We start from the raw sequence: 16,205 nt of genomic DNA, 5'->3' as shown, positions 1-16,205 counted from the left end.
AATAATTAACCGTTAGCAAGCGAAGGAATAGCAGAATAATAAATTCGTGACAGGTTGCCGAGAGGCGCTACGGTGACATTTTGGCAACATGCGTTGCAGTTCACAGAAGTGTGATCGCCATCCATGGCGCAGGCTTAGTGCAGGCTGGGATAAACGCCCGGTCCAATCGGTAAACCCAACGCGTACCACGCCAGCAGCAGCACGATCCAGGTGGTAAAGAACACCAGCGGATAAGGGAAGATCAGCACGTAATAGGTGCCTAGCTGTGCATCTTTTTGATAGCGCTGCAGGAAGCCGAGGAACAGCGGCAGGAACGGTGACATCGGCGCCAGCGGCAGCACGGCAGAATCGGCGATGCGGAAAATCATCTGGGCAAATGCCGGATGGAAGCCCAGCAGCATAAACATTGGTACAAATACCGGCGCGAGGATTGACCAGATCGCCGATCCGCTGGCGATAAACATGCACAAGAACGCCGACAGGAACATCAATCCCATAAACGCCGGTGCACCGCTGATGCCGGCGCTCTCCAGCACATCGGTCAGGCCTATCGCCATAAACTTGCCCATGTTGCTCCAGTTAAAGAAGGCAACAAACTGCGACAGCGGAAACACCATCACAATAAAGCCCGCCATGCTCTTCATCGGATCAACCAGCAGCTGCGGAATATCATCCGGACGGCGGATCTGCTTCGTCACCGCACCGTAGGCAATGGCCACCACGAAGAAGAACAGGATGATGATCGGTACAATGCCCTGAATAAACGGCGAGGGGATGATGCCGCCGGTTTTCGGGTTGCGCAGCGGCGCGTGTTCCGGCACCACCAGCAGCGCCATTAGGGCAATAAACACCAGCGCGGCGATACTAGCGGCTTTCAGGCCGCGATTCTCCAGCGCGGTAAGCGGTGGCAGGCGATGATTATTGCCGCCGTTCCACGCTGGCAGACGCGGTTCGACGAATTTATCGGTGAGTAGCGCGCCGGCGATGGTCAGCACAATCACCGAACTGGCCATAAAGAACCAGTTGTCGATAACGCTAACGTGCACGGTATCGCTCACTGCTTTGGCGGCTTCGGTGCTGATGCCGGAGAGCAGGACATCGGTGGTCACAATCAACAAGTTGGCGGTAAAGCCGGACGCTACCCCGGCAATCGCCGCCAGCAGGCCCGCCACCGGATGGCGTCCCACCGCGAGGAAAATCAGCGCGCCGAGCGGTGGCATCACCACCAGCGCCGCATCCGATGAGATGTGGCTGAAGAAGGCGATAAACAGCACCATGTAGCTGGCGTAGCGGCGGCTGACGCGTGAGGCCATTTTCACCATCAGCGACTGCAGCAGGCCGACTTTTTCCGCTAATCCAGCGCCAATCACCAGCGCCAGAATCGATCCCAACGGCGTAAAGCCGCTGAAGTTTTTGATGATGTTGGGCAGGATCCACTGAATTCCGGCGACGCTCAGTAGGTTGTTGACCCGCACCAGCTCGCCGTTGGTGGGATTCTTCACCGCCACATCAAGGCTGCCGAGAATGGCGGTGGCAACCATCAGCACCACAATCAAATAGACAAACAGTAAGAACGGGTTCGGCACTTTATTACCAACGCGTTCAATCCAGCTAAACAGTTTTCCGGGGCTGCGGTTCTCCGTGGTGGCTTCCATAGATCAATCCTCGTCAGTCGTCTTGTTATGTTTGCATGCCCGCTTGGGGGCTATATTTTTTTGTATTAAGGTCGTATTCAATGTTCGTACATACCGTAGCGGCGCAATTTATTGCGCAATATCTGGATGGGCACGGAGTCGCCATTCAAATGCGCGATGAATCGCGCCGCTACGGATGGTGCTTATTACTGCTTAGGAGACTAATTTCGACGGTGTGACATCTGCTGGAATCGGGCAGATGTAAGGTTGTTCGCGGCGCACGCGTTGGAACTCTTCGCGGCAGCGCGCCAGCGCCTCGTCATCCTGCAGCAAGGTTAACGCGGTGGCGGCCATCACTTTGGCCGCCAGGCACATGCCTTTGTGCGCAATAGACGTGCGGCCCTGCGCGACCAGCTGCCAGGTGTGCAGCGGCGTGCCGAAAGCAAAGCAGGGCGCAAAGCACTGCGCGGTGGGCGTCACCCAACTCACATCGCCAACGTCGGTTGAGCCGTAAAGCAGCTCACGCGTGACCGCATAAGGCGCCACCTCATCCATCAGAATCTTATCGCCCAGCGCCTCGCTCCAGGCGACGCCCGCTTCACCGCCGGTGCGTGCCGCATTGAGACGCGCGTTGCGCAGATCGTCTTTGCTCAGCGTGGCACGAATCTCAGCGGCGAACGCCTGCTCCGCTTCGCTGTAGTCAGGCAAACCAAACTGATGCAAATAGCGCTCCATCACGCTTTCCAGCGCGCGATTCGGCACGTAATTGGAGCAGGCTTTATCAAAGCGCACCGTCATCTGCGTGTCGGTCATCAGCGCCGCGCCTTTAGCGATGTTAATCACGCGCTGATAGATATCCTGCGCCTGATCGAGCTGCGGCGCGCGAATCAGGTACAGCACTTCGGCATCGGCTTGCACCACATTGGGGGAGACACCGCCGGTGTTGGTCACCGCATAGTGCAGCCGCGCTTCTTGTACAATGTGCTCGCGCAGGAAGTTAGCGCCGGTGTTCATCAGCGTCACCGCATCCAGCGCGCTGCGCCCCAGATGCGGCGAGTTAGCCGCGTGCGCCGCCACGCCTTTAAAGCGGAAAGCCGCCTGAATATTGGCCAGCGTGCTGAGGTTAAACATGCCGCTGAAGCCTTCGGGATGCCAGGTGACTGCCGCGTCCACATCGTCAAACAAGCCTTCACGCACCATAAAGGTTTTGCCGGAACCGCCTTCTTCGCCCGGACAGCCGTAAAAGCGCAGCGTGCCGCGCTGGCCGTGCTCTGCCCACCAGGCTTTGATGGCGAAGGCGGCGGCTAAACCGGCGGTGCCGAGCAGATTGTGGCCGCAGCCGTGGCCGTTACCGTTCTCCACCAGCGGCTGCGGCGTGGCGCAGCCCGATTGCTGGCTCAAACCGGCTAGCGCATCAAACTCGCCAAGAATGGCGATCACCGGTTTACCGCTGCCGATGCTGGCAACAAACGCGGTGTCAATGTTGCCGACGCCACGCTCCACGGCAAAGCCCTCCTGTTCCAGCGCATCGGCCAGCAGCGCGGCGGATTGCGTCTCTTCAAAGCGGGTTTCCGGCACGTCCCAGATGGCATCGCTCAGGGCAGTAAAACGCGGCTGATGGTGGTTGATATAGTGATCAATAAATTCGCTGTGGCTCATCGTTGGCCTCCAAACTGGGCTTGATTAAGTGCCAGCGTTGCTAGCGTCTGTACTGCGGTAGCCATGATTGCTTCGTCGAAATCGAATCTGGCGTTGTGATGACCCGCCGCCAGTGCGCAGCCGAAAATCACATAGGAGGATTGGCCGCCGCGCTGCTGCACGCGCTCCAGCATGTAGGTGGCATCTTCGGATCCGGCCGCCTGCTGTTTGGTATCGACCACCGAAGTAAAAATGCCCAGCGCCTCGGCCTGCTGGTGGATGAATGCCACCCACGGCTGACTTGGCGTGCAGCTACGTGCGCCGCCCATCAGCTTCACATCGTATTCAACGCCGTACATTGCGGCCGCACCGGCGATCACGCGCAGCGCCTGCTGATAGATATCGTCGTTGACATCGTTGCTCGCGCCGCGCGTCTCCACCTTCATGAGCGCGTAGTCGGGCACCACGTTGCGTCCGGAGCCTGCCTGTAATACGCCGACGTTAACGCGCGCCACGCCGCCGCTGTGCTGCGGCAAATTGTGCAGCGCCAGTGTGGCCTGCGCCGCCGCCAGCAAGGCGTTGCGGCCTTCTTCCGGTTTGCCGCCGGCATGCGCGCCCACGCCGGTGAACGTGACGTCGAGTTTGGTGGTAGCGAGGAAGCTGTCGCTGCCACACACGATTTCACCGGCAGGCACGCCGGTGCCGAGGTGAATGGCGGTAAACAAATCGACATCATCCACCACGCCCGCGGCGACCATCGCTTTGGCGCCGCGCACGCCTTCTTCAGCTGGCTGGAAGATGATTTTAAGCGTGCCGCTCAGCTGATCTTTCATCTCCATTAATACGCCCGCCAGCGCCAGGCCGATGGTGGTGTGGCCATCGTGACCGCACGCGTGCATCATGCCGGGATTGCACGAGGCAAAACCTTCGCGCGTCGGCAGATGATCGCTTGCGCGGCTTTCGTTTTGATCGAGTGCATCCATATCAACGCGAAAACCCATTACCGGGCCCGGACGACCGGTTTCCAGCGTCGCCACCACGCCACAAAATCCGCCGGAGAAGTGTGTGATCCACTGCGGCAGCGCACCTTGCTCCAGCGCGCGCGCTTCCTGTTGCGCCAGCACCTCATCGGAGGGCACTCCCATGCGCGCGTCGGCATCGATCACCTCGCGGCCGAGCTTGAGTTGATAACCAAGACGATGCAGCTCTTCTGCCACTAAGGTGGCGGTGCGAAACTCCAGCCAGCCTGATTCGGCAAAATGGTGCAGATCGCGCCGCCAGGCCTGCATCTGCGGCACGCGGGCGTTGACACGTTCGGACAGGGTTTTCATCGGCATTTCCTTTGTGTTGATTTTTTATGCATTCACTCGAATCTACACAATGGTTTTGGAGCGCATAAGATGCGAATATCTTGCTACTGATAAACAACGGTTATCACTTCAAACATGTCTGCGAACCTCAAACTTCATCAGCTGCGCGCCTTTGTTGACGTGGCGCGGCAGGGCAGTATTCGTGCCGCCAGCCGTTTATCCGGGCTCTCGCAGCCCGCGCTCACCAAAGCGATTCAGGAACTGGAGCTCACGCTGGGTGCACGGCTGTTTGAACGGCGCCAGCAGGGCGTCACGTTGACCGACATCGGTGATAACTTTTTCCAGCATGCCAGCCTGGTGCTGGAAGAGTTGCGGGTGGCGCAGGAGGATATTCAGCAGCGGCTGGGATTGGCGGGCGGGCGCGTGAATATTGGCGTGGGCGGCAGTATTGCGCGCACCATCATGCCGCATGTCATCACGCAGTTTCATCGCGAGTATCCGCTGGTAAAGGTACGCATTGTTGAAGGCCAACTGGTATCGATGGTGCAGGAACTGCGCCAGGGCGAGCTGGATTTCACCATCAATACCTACGAAAAAAATCATCTCGATCAGGAATTAATTTTTGAACGCTTGATGGAGCGCGACTATCAGGTAGTGATGCGTAAAGGCCATCCGATGGCGCACGCGCGCTCGCTGGCCGAGTTACAACACTGCGACTGGACTATGCCAACGCCGCAGGGCAGCTACTATCGGCTGCTGCACGATCTGTTTGGCGAGCGCGGCATGGCACCGCAAATTGTAGTGACCTGCGAAACCTTTATGGCTTGCACCAGTCTGGTGGCGCAGAGTGACTTCGTCAGTATTATCTCGCGCGATGTGATTGAAGATCCGACGCACGGCGGTCAGCTGATTTCGCTGGAGCTTGACGATCCCTTGCCGAAAGCCACGTTCTATCTGATCCAGCGCAAAGATGCTGCTCTGACGCCGATGAGTGCCTATATGGCGCAGCTGTTCCGCCGCCATTGTCAGCAAAGGTAAGAGTGCGTCCTGGCTCGCAACGGTATAAATAATGCGCACTACACTTGCATCTGGCGTTCCCTTAATGGAGTACAGACCATGCAAGTTACCCCGTATGTGTTCTACAACGGCCGCTGCGAAGAGGCGATTGCCTTCTACCTTGCGGCTACCGACGGCGAGCTGCTGTTTAAGATGACCTATGGCGATATGCCAGATGAAACGCCGGTGGAGGATGAAGGTTGCACTTCAGGCGTGAGCTTTTCACCCGAGCAGATTATGCATGCGCATGTGCGTATCGGGCAGGGCGAAATAATGATGAGTGATGGCGCACCGCAGGCGGAATATGCCGGTTTCTCGGTGAGTTTATCCACGCCGGATGAAGCGCAAGGGAAGCGTTGGTTTGATGCGCTGTCGGCGGGCGGTAACGTCACCAAAAGCTGGGCTCCAACGTTCTGGGCCAACGGTTTTGGGATGTTTACCGATAAATTCGGCGTGCCGTGGATGGTGAATGCGTATAAGCCACAGGTTTGAGTGGGATGGTGCGCGCTGGCCCTCACCCTAACCCTCTCCCACAAGTGGGCGAGGGAACCGATCGAGCCTAATTACTCCCTCTCCCGCGAGCGGGAGAGGGCTGGGGTGAGGGGAAACCCTCAACACCTTAGAAGTTGTAACCCACCACCAGGTAGTAACCCCAGCCGGTTGATTTCACTTCAAACGGGCCGTTGCCGAAGTTCAGCTCCTGGCCGTCAGCCCACTGGCCGCCGTTGTGGAAGTAACGCGCCACGGTAGAAACGTGCCAGTGATCGTAGTTCAGCGACAGAATGTGGCTGGAAGCGATGGAGTTGCTGGTGCGTGAACGATCGGACTCATCACGCAGATCGGAACCCCAGTCAAAGTTGGTAAAGCCGATGTAGCTCAGCTTGCCGCCCCACAGATCGGTAATCGGCACAAAGTATTTCACCTTGAAGCGATAACCATCCCAGCTGTTCTCGTTTGCCGCACCGTAGTTTTCCCACTGGTATTTGGCGTACACGTTGAGCGACAGGCCGATATCGCTGTGCGTATCGATGTCGGTGCCAAGACCCATGTACCAGGTGTTCTGACGGTTATCGCTATTGCGACCCATGTCATAAATATAGTTGTTGGCGAAATACCACTCTTTGAACGGACCAAATGAGAGATCGGTGCCGGTCAGTTTATCAATCGAGAAACGGGGCTCAATTTCCATGAACATCGGCGAACCGTGGTCAAATACGCCATTGGCGTTGCTATTGCCCACGCCAAAGAAGTTGGTCAGATCGAGGTAACCGTAGAAATCGAACCAATCCTTTTTGGTGAAGGCTTCGTATTCGAGGTACACGTCATTATTAAACTGGGGTCCAAAACGGGTATGCGTGCTGCCCACCACGTTAACGCTTTGATGCCACCAATCGGAAAGATACTGCGGATCGCTTTCTGCCGCTTGTGCTGCGCCAGTCAAGCTAGTGGCCAATAAGGCGCCTGCTATCAACGAGTTATATTTCATTATTTTAACCACATGCTTGTGATCGCCGGTCTTGTGCCGCGATCGGGTGAAGTCGATCCCAGGGATGGGCAGTGTGTTGTTGGATCCGGTCTCAAGCGCCAGATTTTCAAGCCCGCGTAATGTGCCTGTAACAGAGGCATAGAAAATAGATTTTGATCACGTTTGTCAAAAAGTGTTGCATTTCGATTCACTGAAAATGTGATCATTATCACAAATAAGCCGTGCAGCGAACGGAACCCCGCAACCGTTTACGTTGTCGCGTACAGCAGGAAATGTGTTTGATGTAGGGAAAGGATGTAGCGGCGCGATTTATCGCGCGTTTTTTGAAGGGGCACCGTGCTCGCTATGAAAATGCACAATAAATTGCGCCGCTACGGCACGGTGCGAGTTATGGCAAGGTAACGCGCACCTGCAGCCCGGCAATCTGGCCCAGCGCATCATGGCGATTCGACAGCGCAACCTGCATCTGATGTTTCTGCGCCACGCTGCGCACGATCGACAGGCCCAGCCCGCTGCCTTGCGCCTGCGCATCAGGCGAACGGGTAAAGCGGTCAAAAGCGCGTTCGATAAAGGATTCCGCCATACCTGGCCCGTTGTCCACAATATCCACCACGGTATGATTCCCCACCCGATGCAGCAGCACATCCACCAAACTGCCTTCCGGCGTATGCAGCATCGCGTTACCGATCAGGTTATCGAACAGGCTACGTAAATCAGAGCGACTGGCGTGCAGGCGATAGTGCGCTGTGCCGTTGAAGCCGATATCAATACCGCGTTTGTCGGCCACCACCATCAGCTGCTCAATGCTCTCTTTCAGCAGACTGTCCAACTCGATGGCTTCCACCGTGGCAACCACCGATTGATCTTCCTGGCGCGAAATGTTCAGCAGCTGCGTGACCAAATGACGCGTCCGGGTGACGCCCGCTTCCAGCTGATCGAACTGGCGACTGGCTTCTCCCGGCTGAATGTGTTGTCGCAGATTTTCCAGCTGCAAGGTCACGGCGGTCACCGGCGTGCGCAGCTCGTGGGCGGCATCCTCAAGGAACTGGCGCTGAGACGACCATGCCGTGCGCAGTTTATCCAGCAACGAGTTGTAAGCCGCCACCAGCGGCAGCACTTCATCCGGCAAGCCATCAGGAGATAGCGTATGCGGATGCAGCGTTTCCTGGGCGGCGATTTGACGCGATGCAACGCGTAAATCACGCGTGATGGCGCGTACCACCAGCCAGATGACGAGCAGCGAAAGCGGCATCATTAATACCAACGGAATGATGGCGGAGAGCGCCCGCTTCAGCATGATGCTTTTCATGTAGCCGATGTTGTGCAGCACCTGGATATTGCCAATTTCACTGCCCAATTCGCCGGGACGCGTATAGACGCGCCATTCGCAGTCATCGCCACAATCACCCACTTTCAGGTCGTGCCAGCCATTTTTGCTTTGCAAGGGGGCATGCAGATCGGGCCACGAGCTGGCACGCAGCCGGTTATTGGTGTCCCACAGCTGGACAATGTAGGTGCTTTTCAGCTTTTCGGTATTCATCACCATCGGCATCAAGGCGGGCATACGCTGGCTGCTGGACCAGGCATCGGCGATCTTAGCAAGTTGATCGTCCTTCATGGTGCCCATCATGTCGCCGTAGCAGTGATAGAAATACCAGGTGACGCCGCCGATCATCGCCAGGTGCAGAATCACCAGCGTGGCGAGCAGTTTGTTACGCAGAGAGCGCATAAAGGTGAAAGGTTTCATATTGCCGGTACTCGCCAGCCGAGTCCGCGCACGTTGCGGATCACTTCGTTATCCAGCTTACGGCGCATGCCGTGAATTAATACATCAACGGCGTTGCTGCTCACTTCTTCGCCCCAGCCATAAATACGGTTCTCTAACTGCTCGCGCGACAGGATGGCACCCGGGCGCTCCAGAAGCGCGTAGAGCAGGGCATATTCGCGCGCGGTAAGCTGCTCGCGCTGGCCTTTGTAAAGGACTTCACGCGTCATGATATCAATCTGCACGTCGCCGCTGCCCAGCAGGGAATCCGCCGCACCGTGGCGACGTCGGGTAATGGCGCGCATGCGCGCCAGCACTTCTTGCAGATCAAAGGGTTTCAGCAAATAGTCATCCGCACCGCTGTCCAGCCCCTGAATGCGTTGCTGCACGGTATCGCGGGCGGTAAGCACCAGCACGGGCGTCATGTCACCGCGCGTGCGTGCGCGGCGCAGCACCTGCAGGCCATCTTCACGTGGCAAGCCCAAATCCAATAACACGCAGGTATAGCCGCCTTCGGCCCAGGCATTGCTGGCAAACACGCCATCACGCACCCAATCCACCGACCAACCTGCCGCTTCCAGCGCTTGCTGCAGGTTGGCGCCAATCATTTCGTCATCTTCTACCAGCAGCACACGCATGATGTTCTCCAACTTAACTGAGCGTAGTTTACCGTTGTTTTCTTAGCGCAGAATTACCCTGTTTTTTGCCTTGCTAATTCTGCGCTAATTTTCCGCTAATTAAGGGATAAATTTAACGCGCTACAGTAGCTGCACTGGACACATCGTCAAAGCAGGAGAATCCCATGAATCAGCGCGAATTTATCCGTAGTTTGCTGGACTGGATAGAAAATAATTTAGGACACGATTTGCATCTGGATGAAGTAGCACGCCGCTCGGGATACTCCCGCTGGCATCTGCAACGTCTGTTTCGTCAGCACACCGGGTTTTCTCTGGCAGAGTACATTCGCCAGCGCCGGCTGACTGAGTCAGCACTCACGCTTATCAACAGTGACGAAGCAATTTTGCAGGTGGCGATGAGCTACGGTTTTGATACGCAGCAGGCTTATACCCGTACATTTAAAAATTATTTCCTTGTGACGCCAGGCCAGCTGCGCCGTCAGCGCCGCGTTGAGCCGGATCGGCTGCTGTTCCCACTGGCGATGGCGAGTTGAAATACTTATTCCGATATTTCTCAGAGCACGCTTCGTAGCGGCGCAATTCATTGCGCAATATCTGGATGGGCAATCAGGTGCCATTGATACGCGCGATAAATCGCGCCGCTACGAAATGTGCGGCGATGGACTTATTACTGGTTTAGCTTTTAATCTACGGTTCTCACTTATCTAGCCCACCAGAGAACATGGATAACAGCGACAATCTCACCGCCATGATGCTGTTTGCACGCGTGGTGGAACGGCAAAGCTTTAGTGAAGCCGCTCGTACTTTAGGCGTCTCCAAATCTCACGTCAGCCGTGAAGTGGCCCGGCTGGAAGTGCGGCTCGGTATCAAGCTGCTGCAGCGCACCACGCGTAAAGTGGTGCTGACGGAGCTCGGCCAGGCTTACTATCCGTTTTGTACGCGTATGCTGGCAGAAATGCATCGCGCCGATGCGTTTGTGCAGCAGGTGCATCAATTACCGGCGGGCAACGTGCGCTTGCAAGCACCGATCACCTATGGCTGCCAATGCGTGGTGCCGACGCTCAATGATTTTATTCGTCGTCATATTCATATCAATGTCGATCTTGACCTCACCACCCTTGATGATCCGCAACCCAGTGCCGATGTGGCGATCGTGATTCGCGCGCGTGCGCCTGATGCGGCCAATTTTCGAGAACTCAGCAGCATCGATTGGGGCTTGTACGCCACGCCGGATTATCTGGCGGCGCACGCAGCTATCGACCATCCCGAACGTCTGATGCGCCACGATCTGTTGCTGTTTCACGGACCGGCGCATACCGCAGCGCTGCCGTTTCGGCGTGATAAGCAGCGGTTAGCGCTGGATGTGCGCAGTCGCTTCCGCGCCAATAACAGCATGGCGCTGCTGAATGCCGCGCTGGCGGGCACGGGCATCGCTTATCTACCGGCCTATATGACGCAGGAAGCGTTGGCGCGCGGTGAAATTCAGCAGGTGCTGCCGGAGTGGCAGATGGATCGCCTGCACAGTTATCTGCTGCTGAAAGAGCAGCTGCAGCCCTCCTCACCGGTAACGTTATTATGCGAGGCGCTAATTAATGCCCTCGGCAGTCGCTGATTGTTGTTTGCTGGCAACAATATTGCGCTGCCTGGCAATTATCACTGCAACGCTGTTCTCTGCCAGAAGTCACTGTTAGCCTGCTAAAAAAGCAAAAAACAGGGATATCACCATGCAACAACCTCCAATCGCGTTAGCGCCCGAACAGCAACACTGGAAGCGAAATTTAGTAGTCTGCGTGCTGGGTTCATTCAGCACCATCGTGGCGATGACGCTGCTGTTGCCGTTTCTGCCGCTCTACGTGCAACAACTCGGCGTGCAGGAGCCGGCGGCGATTGCGCGCTGGTCAGGTGCGGCCTATGGCGCCACCTTCCTCAGCGCCGCGTTGACCGCGCCGCTGTGGGGCAAGCTGGCCGATCGCTATGGTCGCAAACTGATGTTAATCCGCGCCAGCCTTGGCATGGCGATTGCCATGTCGCTGATTGGCATGGCCACCGCGCCGTGGCAGCTGGTGGCGCTGCGTTTGCTGGCGGGATTACTTGGCGGCTACGCCTCAGGATCGACCATTCTGGTGGCGGCGCAAACGCCGAAAGAGCAAACCGGCTGGGCGCTCGGTATTTTATCGTCCGGCATTATGGCCGGTAACGTGGTGGGACCGCTGCTGGGCGGGGTATTGCCGCCGCTGATTGGCATTCGCCATACTTTCTGGTTGACGGGCGCGGTGATTTTCCTCGCCTTCCTGGCGACCACCTTTTTGCTGAAAGAGGTGCCACGTGCTGCTGGCAAAAAAACACAGCAGAGCGCAGCCGACGATGAAAAGTCGCTGAATCTGCCCGTAGTGCGCTTGATGTGGCTGTCGGGTATGTTGCTGATTTTCGCCAATATGTCGATTGAACCGATTATCACGCTGTACATCGGCCAGTTTGTCAGCGGCGATCACGCGGTAACGGTCACTGCCGGATTGGTGATGGCGGCAGCGGCGCTCGGCAGCATTCTTTCCGCGCCACGTTTAGGAAAGCTGGCCGACCGGGTTGGACATGGCTGCGTGCTGGTGTATGGATTAATAGCGTGCGCGCTGTTGCTGATCCCGCAGGCATTTATCAGTGAAGCCTGGCAACTGGTGGTGCTGCGTTTTCTGATGGGCATGGCGCTGGGTGGCTTGATGCCGTGCGTCACGGCGCTGATTCGCCACAGCGTACCGCAGTCGCAGGTGGGGAAGATGCTGGGCTATGCCACCTCGGCGCAGTATGTCGGCCAGGTTTCAGGTCCGCTGTTCGGCGGTTTTATCGGTGGTGCATTTGGCATGCGCCCGGTGTTCCTGGCGACCTGCGTAATCATGGCGCTGTGTGCGCTGTTAAACGCACGGGTGCTGCGTAAACGTTAACCGTAGGGTCGCCATTTATGGCGATCGTTATGATGGGTGCACCGCAAGTTTGTGCGGTTTTTGCAAAGGTCACCATCAATGGCGACCCTACAAAAAAGGCGGACTTCACAGTCCGCCTTTCTCATTACTTCAATGCGAAAACTTACTTCGCATCTGGCAGTGCATAGGCAATCACATAATCACCCAGCTTGGTGCCAAACGAACCGTGACCGCCGGCAGCGATAACAACGTACTGCTTGCCATCTACTTCATAGGTCATCGGCGTTGCCTGGCCGCCCGCTGGCAGACGCGCCTGCCACAGCATTTCACCGGTGTTGGTATCGAACGCACGCAGGTAGTTATCTGCGGTAGCACCGATGAAGAACACGTTACCAGCTGTGGTGATTGGGCCGCCCAGCATTGGCATACCCATTTTGAACGGTACTGGCACTGGCGCACTATCGCGTACCGTACCAATGCGTTTTTTCCACACGGTTTCGTTAGTTTTCAGGTCAACCGCTGAGACATAGCCCCACGCCGGTTGCTTACACGGCAGGCCAAACGGTGACAGGAACGGATTCAGCTCCACGCCGTACGGAACGCCGTACTGTGGCTGGATACCGGTTTCAGTACCTGAACCGCCTTTGTCGTCAGCCGGCGGCTCGATCGGGTTGCCCGGACCGCGCGGAACCAGCTTAGAGACAAACGGCAGCGCCATTGGGTTAGCAATCGCAATCTGACGATGTGGATCAACCGCGATACCGCCCCATTCGAACATGCCCAGGTTACCCGGGAACACCAGCGTACCCTGCTCAGATGGCGGAGTGAACGGACCTTCATAGCGCAGACGCTTGAAGATCACGCGGCACACCAGCTGGTCATACATCGTCGCGCCCCACATGTCCTTGTCCGTCAGATTATTTTTCGGACGGAAGGTCAGTTCGGAGTACGGCTGCGTAGGCGCTACGTGGTCGCCTTTAGCGGCGCCCTGTGGAACCGGGGTTTCCGGTGCAGGGACAACCGGCTCACCGGTACGGCGATCCAGCACAAAGATGTTACCGGTTTTCGCCGGAGCATAAATGACCGGGACGGTTTTGCCATCTTTATCGGTGATATCGGCCAGCGTCGGTTGAGACGGCAGGTCCATATCCCACAGATCGTGATGCACGGTCTGATACGACCACACCAGCTTACCGGTGGTGGCATTCAGTGCCAGCACGCTGCTCGCATAACGCTCCTGCTCTGGAGTACGGTTGCCGCCCCAGATATCTGGCGTTGACACACCCATTGGCAGGTAAACGATATCCAGTTTCGGATCGTATACCGCCGGCGCCCACGAGTTCGGCGAGTTCATGGTGAAGGTGTGTTCATCACCTGGAATCGCGTTAGGATCTTTCGCGCCCGGATCGAATACCCACAGCAGTTTACCGGTGTTAACGTCAAAACCACGAATGGCGCCAGACGGCTCACGGGTTGAGTAGTTATCGGTCACCGCACCGGCCACCACGATGGTGGTATCGGTAATCACTGGCGGAGAGGTCGGCTCATATTGACCTGGGGTCAATACTGGCTGCTTGTGCTGCAGATCCAGTTCACCGTTGTTGCCAAAGGCGGCACAACGTTCACCGGTTTCCGCATCCAGCGCAAACATACGACCGTCGTTTACCGGCAGGTAAATGCGGCGTGAGCACAGCGCAGGTTGGGTGTTAGACGCATCGGCCGCAGCAGGCACTTCGTGGTAAGAAACGCCACGGCAGGTAACGTGCTGGAAGGTTGGATTTGGCTTCAGGCCCGGATCAAATTTCCACTTCTGCTTACCGCTTTTCGCATCCAGCGCAAACAGAATCTGGTGTGGCGAGCACAGGTAAAGCGTGTCGCGGATTTTAATTGGCGTGACTTCGTCGGTAATCTCACCCGGATCGTTCGGGGTTTTCATATCGCCGGTTTGGAACTGCCAGGCAACCTGCAGTTCTTTCACGTTGCCGCTATTAATCTGCTTCAGCGGTGAGAAACGCGTGCCTTGCTGATCGCGTGCATAAGCAGGCCAGTCAGCATCATCGATTTTGCTTAACGGCTGCGCCTGCGGGGCATTGGCTGCCGCTGCTGGGATTTCACCGTTCAGCTCTTGCGGATCGTGGAACACCGCCCACGCCAGCACCAGTGCGCTGGCAATCAGTGCGACGGCCATCAGACCCAATGCACCTTTGCTCGGCTGGTTCAAACCGCGATAAACAAACGGCAGAATCAGCCAGATGCCGAAGATCACCAGCACATCGGTACGCGGCGCCAGCGCCCAGAAGTCGAAGCCGACTTCCCATACGCCCCACACCAGCGTTGCCAACAGCAGCAATGCGTACAGCAGAAGTGCTGAGCCGCTACGGCGCCACAGCAGAACAGCGGTGATCAACATGATCACACCGCCAATAACGTAGTACCAGGAACCTCCAATGGCGGCTAACCAAACGCCACCAACCAGCATAAACGCGCCTGTCAGCAGTGCAAAAAGCACTGTGAGAAAACGGATTACGCCAAAAGATGAGGAAGCTTTCCCCATAATATTGACCTCTTTCTTTGCCATAAAAAACCAAAAAGGAAACAACGCGTTGGGCTGCTTCCCGACATAGAGTACGAAATAACGAAACCTGTTCGATCGGCGCTTTCCGTGCGGCGATATGATCCCTTTGCGTTAAATTTTATCTTAAAAACGTTAATGGGTTTGATATTTTTAGTGCTTTGCACTCGTAGAGGGCAAGTAGTACGACATTTTATGAGGGAATTGAGACGCTATGTCCGGGGAAGTAGGGCCATAACGCCTCAGGGCAAAATTTTGTGTAAACGTTTACCCTTCAAACAGTGTGCTGCTGGTACGTTGTTCCTGCCAGCCGCTCACATTCAGCTCTCTATAGCGCACCGCAGGCAGCATGAGTTGCGGCGCGCGTAATATCACTTCTGCTTCTCTTTCACGAAACGATTCCAGCAGGAATGGGAAGCTGAACTTGAGATAATTATCGTTAAAAAATTCCTCAGTGAGTACAACGCCGCTAAAAGGAAAGGCGGCGATATTCTTCCAGCAGGTGCCGGGTGGCGCCAAATCATAAAGCCAGAAAGAGAAACGTTCACTTACTTGCCGCAGTTCACTATCTCTTTGAACTAAATCAGCGTAATTGATTGCCAGTCGTACATTTTTAGCGTGCAGGCTGGAATCAATTTGTGGCGATTGTAAAAAACTCTGCAGGTTATTTCCGGTTAACGGGATAATTATTAATTCGGGCGTATCCGGCAACTGATTATGCAGCGAAATTATGTTATGTCCGTTAAGTGATGCTGTGCTTTCCTGTTCGCAATGCATAAAGGGTGCTGAATAACACACGCCAGTCAGCGCGCCGTCAAAACGACGGATACGCTCAGTAACATAAGGATTATAAGAACTGTTTTCCATTTATCTCTGTGAATAAATTAATTAGCTGGAACGTCTTATCTATTATAAGGACGGGAGTCGGTAGAAATCATAGCGCTGACAATATAAACCGTTTAGTTTATAAAGTTCAGCTTTTTTAACTGTCACTGATAGAGAGATATACAGGTCGTGATAGCGCTAATAATAGCGTTATTGGAATATCTGGAATTTTTTGGATATTTTCAGTTGAAAACCATCAGTGTGCTAATATTGTGGCCTCTATGCTTAGTTAATTTAGCGGTAACCTTCTGTTTTTAAACAGCACGGCTAGCCATTGCCTGGCTGAGGAAGATGCCGCACTCTGTG

The 16,205-nt window shown here is 55.8% G+C and carries 13 protein-coding genes; 5 read left to right on the top strand and 8 right to left on the bottom strand.

What is annotated here, in order from left to right; translation table 11 throughout:
* Positions 1 to 134 precede the first annotated feature (134 nt).
* From abgT to ACIP6T_RS16660, 3 genes are all read right to left on the bottom strand, one after another.
* Positions 135 to 1,655: a p-aminobenzoyl-glutamate transporter gene (gene abgT / locus ACIP6T_RS16670; protein WP_400458150.1), complete on the bottom strand. Its 1,521-nt coding sequence runs from the start codon at positions 1,653 to 1,655 to the stop codon at positions 135 to 137.
* A 192-nt stretch (positions 1,656 to 1,847) separates the two neighbouring features.
* Complete coding sequence (locus ACIP6T_RS16665; protein WP_400458149.1) at positions 1,848 to 3,293, bottom strand: M20 family metallopeptidase; 1,446 nt, start codon at positions 3,291 to 3,293, stop codon at positions 1,848 to 1,850.
* Positions 3,290 to 4,603 (bottom strand): amidohydrolase, encoded by a 1,314-nt coding sequence (locus tag ACIP6T_RS16660; protein ID WP_400458148.1) that lies wholly within the window; start codon positions 4,601 to 4,603, stop codon positions 3,290 to 3,292. The genes ACIP6T_RS16665 and ACIP6T_RS16660 overlap by 4 nt, the downstream gene beginning before the upstream one ends.
* Before the next feature lie 114 nt (positions 4,604 to 4,717).
* Here ACIP6T_RS16660 and ACIP6T_RS16655 point away from each other — a divergent pair, with 114 nt between their 5' ends.
* Entirely contained in the window at positions 4,718 to 5,620 is a 903-nt protein-coding gene (locus ACIP6T_RS16655) for a LysR family transcriptional regulator (RefSeq protein ID WP_097095173.1), read from the top strand.
* Positions 5,621 to 5,698: 78 nt separating this feature from the next.
* Positions 5,699 to 6,130, top strand: a complete 432-nt coding sequence (yjdN, locus tag ACIP6T_RS16650) for a VOC family metalloprotein YjdN (protein WP_345827406.1) — start codon at positions 5,699 to 5,701, stop codon at positions 6,128 to 6,130.
* A 127-nt stretch (positions 6,131 to 6,257) separates the two neighbouring features.
* Here yjdN and ACIP6T_RS16645 read toward each other — a convergent pair whose 3' ends face one another.
* From ACIP6T_RS16645 to ACIP6T_RS16635, 3 genes are all read right to left on the bottom strand, one after another.
* On the bottom strand, positions 6,258 to 7,124 hold the full coding sequence (locus ACIP6T_RS16645) for a nucleoside-specific channel-forming protein Tsx (protein ID WP_097095171.1): 867 nt from the start codon (positions 7,122 to 7,124) through the stop codon (positions 6,258 to 6,260).
* Between the two features lie 388 nt (positions 7,125 to 7,512).
* Positions 7,513 to 8,871 (bottom strand): sensor histidine kinase, encoded by a 1,359-nt coding sequence (locus tag ACIP6T_RS16640; protein ID WP_400458146.1) that lies wholly within the window; start codon positions 8,869 to 8,871, stop codon positions 7,513 to 7,515.
* Positions 8,868 to 9,527, bottom strand: a complete 660-nt coding sequence (locus ACIP6T_RS16635) for a response regulator transcription factor (RefSeq protein WP_007888511.1) — start codon at positions 9,525 to 9,527, stop codon at positions 8,868 to 8,870. The genes ACIP6T_RS16640 and ACIP6T_RS16635 overlap by 4 nt, the downstream gene beginning before the upstream one ends.
* Before the next feature lie 164 nt (positions 9,528 to 9,691).
* On the opposite strand from ACIP6T_RS16635, the gene ACIP6T_RS16630 reads away from it, so the two are divergent.
* From ACIP6T_RS16630 to ACIP6T_RS16620, 3 genes are all read left to right on the top strand, one after another.
* Positions 9,692 to 10,060: a helix-turn-helix domain-containing protein gene (locus ACIP6T_RS16630; RefSeq protein ID WP_007888509.1), complete on the top strand. Its 369-nt coding sequence runs from the start codon at positions 9,692 to 9,694 to the stop codon at positions 10,058 to 10,060.
* A gap of 188 nt (positions 10,061 to 10,248) precedes the next feature.
* Positions 10,249 to 11,139 carry a LysR family transcriptional regulator gene (locus tag ACIP6T_RS16625; protein ID WP_400458143.1) on the top strand — a complete coding sequence of 297 codons (891 nt, stop codon included), beginning with the start codon at positions 10,249 to 10,251 and terminating at the stop codon, positions 11,137 to 11,139.
* Positions 11,140 to 11,251: 112 nt separating this feature from the next.
* The gene (locus ACIP6T_RS16620) at positions 11,252 to 12,463 is read left to right on the top strand and encodes an MFS transporter (protein ID WP_400458142.1); all 1,212 of its coding nucleotides are present in this window, start codon (positions 11,252 to 11,254) and stop codon (positions 12,461 to 12,463) included.
* A gap of 142 nt (positions 12,464 to 12,605) precedes the next feature.
* Here the strand turns inward: ACIP6T_RS16620 and ACIP6T_RS16615 are convergent, their stop codons facing one another.
* Together ACIP6T_RS16615 and ACIP6T_RS16610 are read right to left on the bottom strand one after the other, a co-directional pair.
* Positions 12,606 to 14,996, bottom strand: coding sequence for a glucose/quinate/shikimate family membrane-bound PQQ-dependent dehydrogenase (locus ACIP6T_RS16615; protein WP_400458199.1), 2,391 nt, complete (start codon positions 14,994 to 14,996; stop codon positions 12,606 to 12,608).
* A 285-nt stretch (positions 14,997 to 15,281) separates the two neighbouring features.
* Entirely contained in the window at positions 15,282 to 15,881 is a 600-nt protein-coding gene (locus tag ACIP6T_RS16610) for a hypothetical protein (RefSeq protein WP_400458141.1), read from the bottom strand.
* Positions 15,882 to 16,205: the final 324 nt, after the last annotated feature.

This window comes from Pantoea sp. NPDC088449, assembly GCF_044753225.1.
Lineage (GTDB): Bacteria > Pseudomonadota > Gammaproteobacteria > Enterobacterales > Enterobacteriaceae > Pantoea > Pantoea floridensis.
The sequence above is the reverse complement of the archived record's forward strand: the minus strand, read 5'-3'. Positions and strand labels throughout refer to the sequence as shown.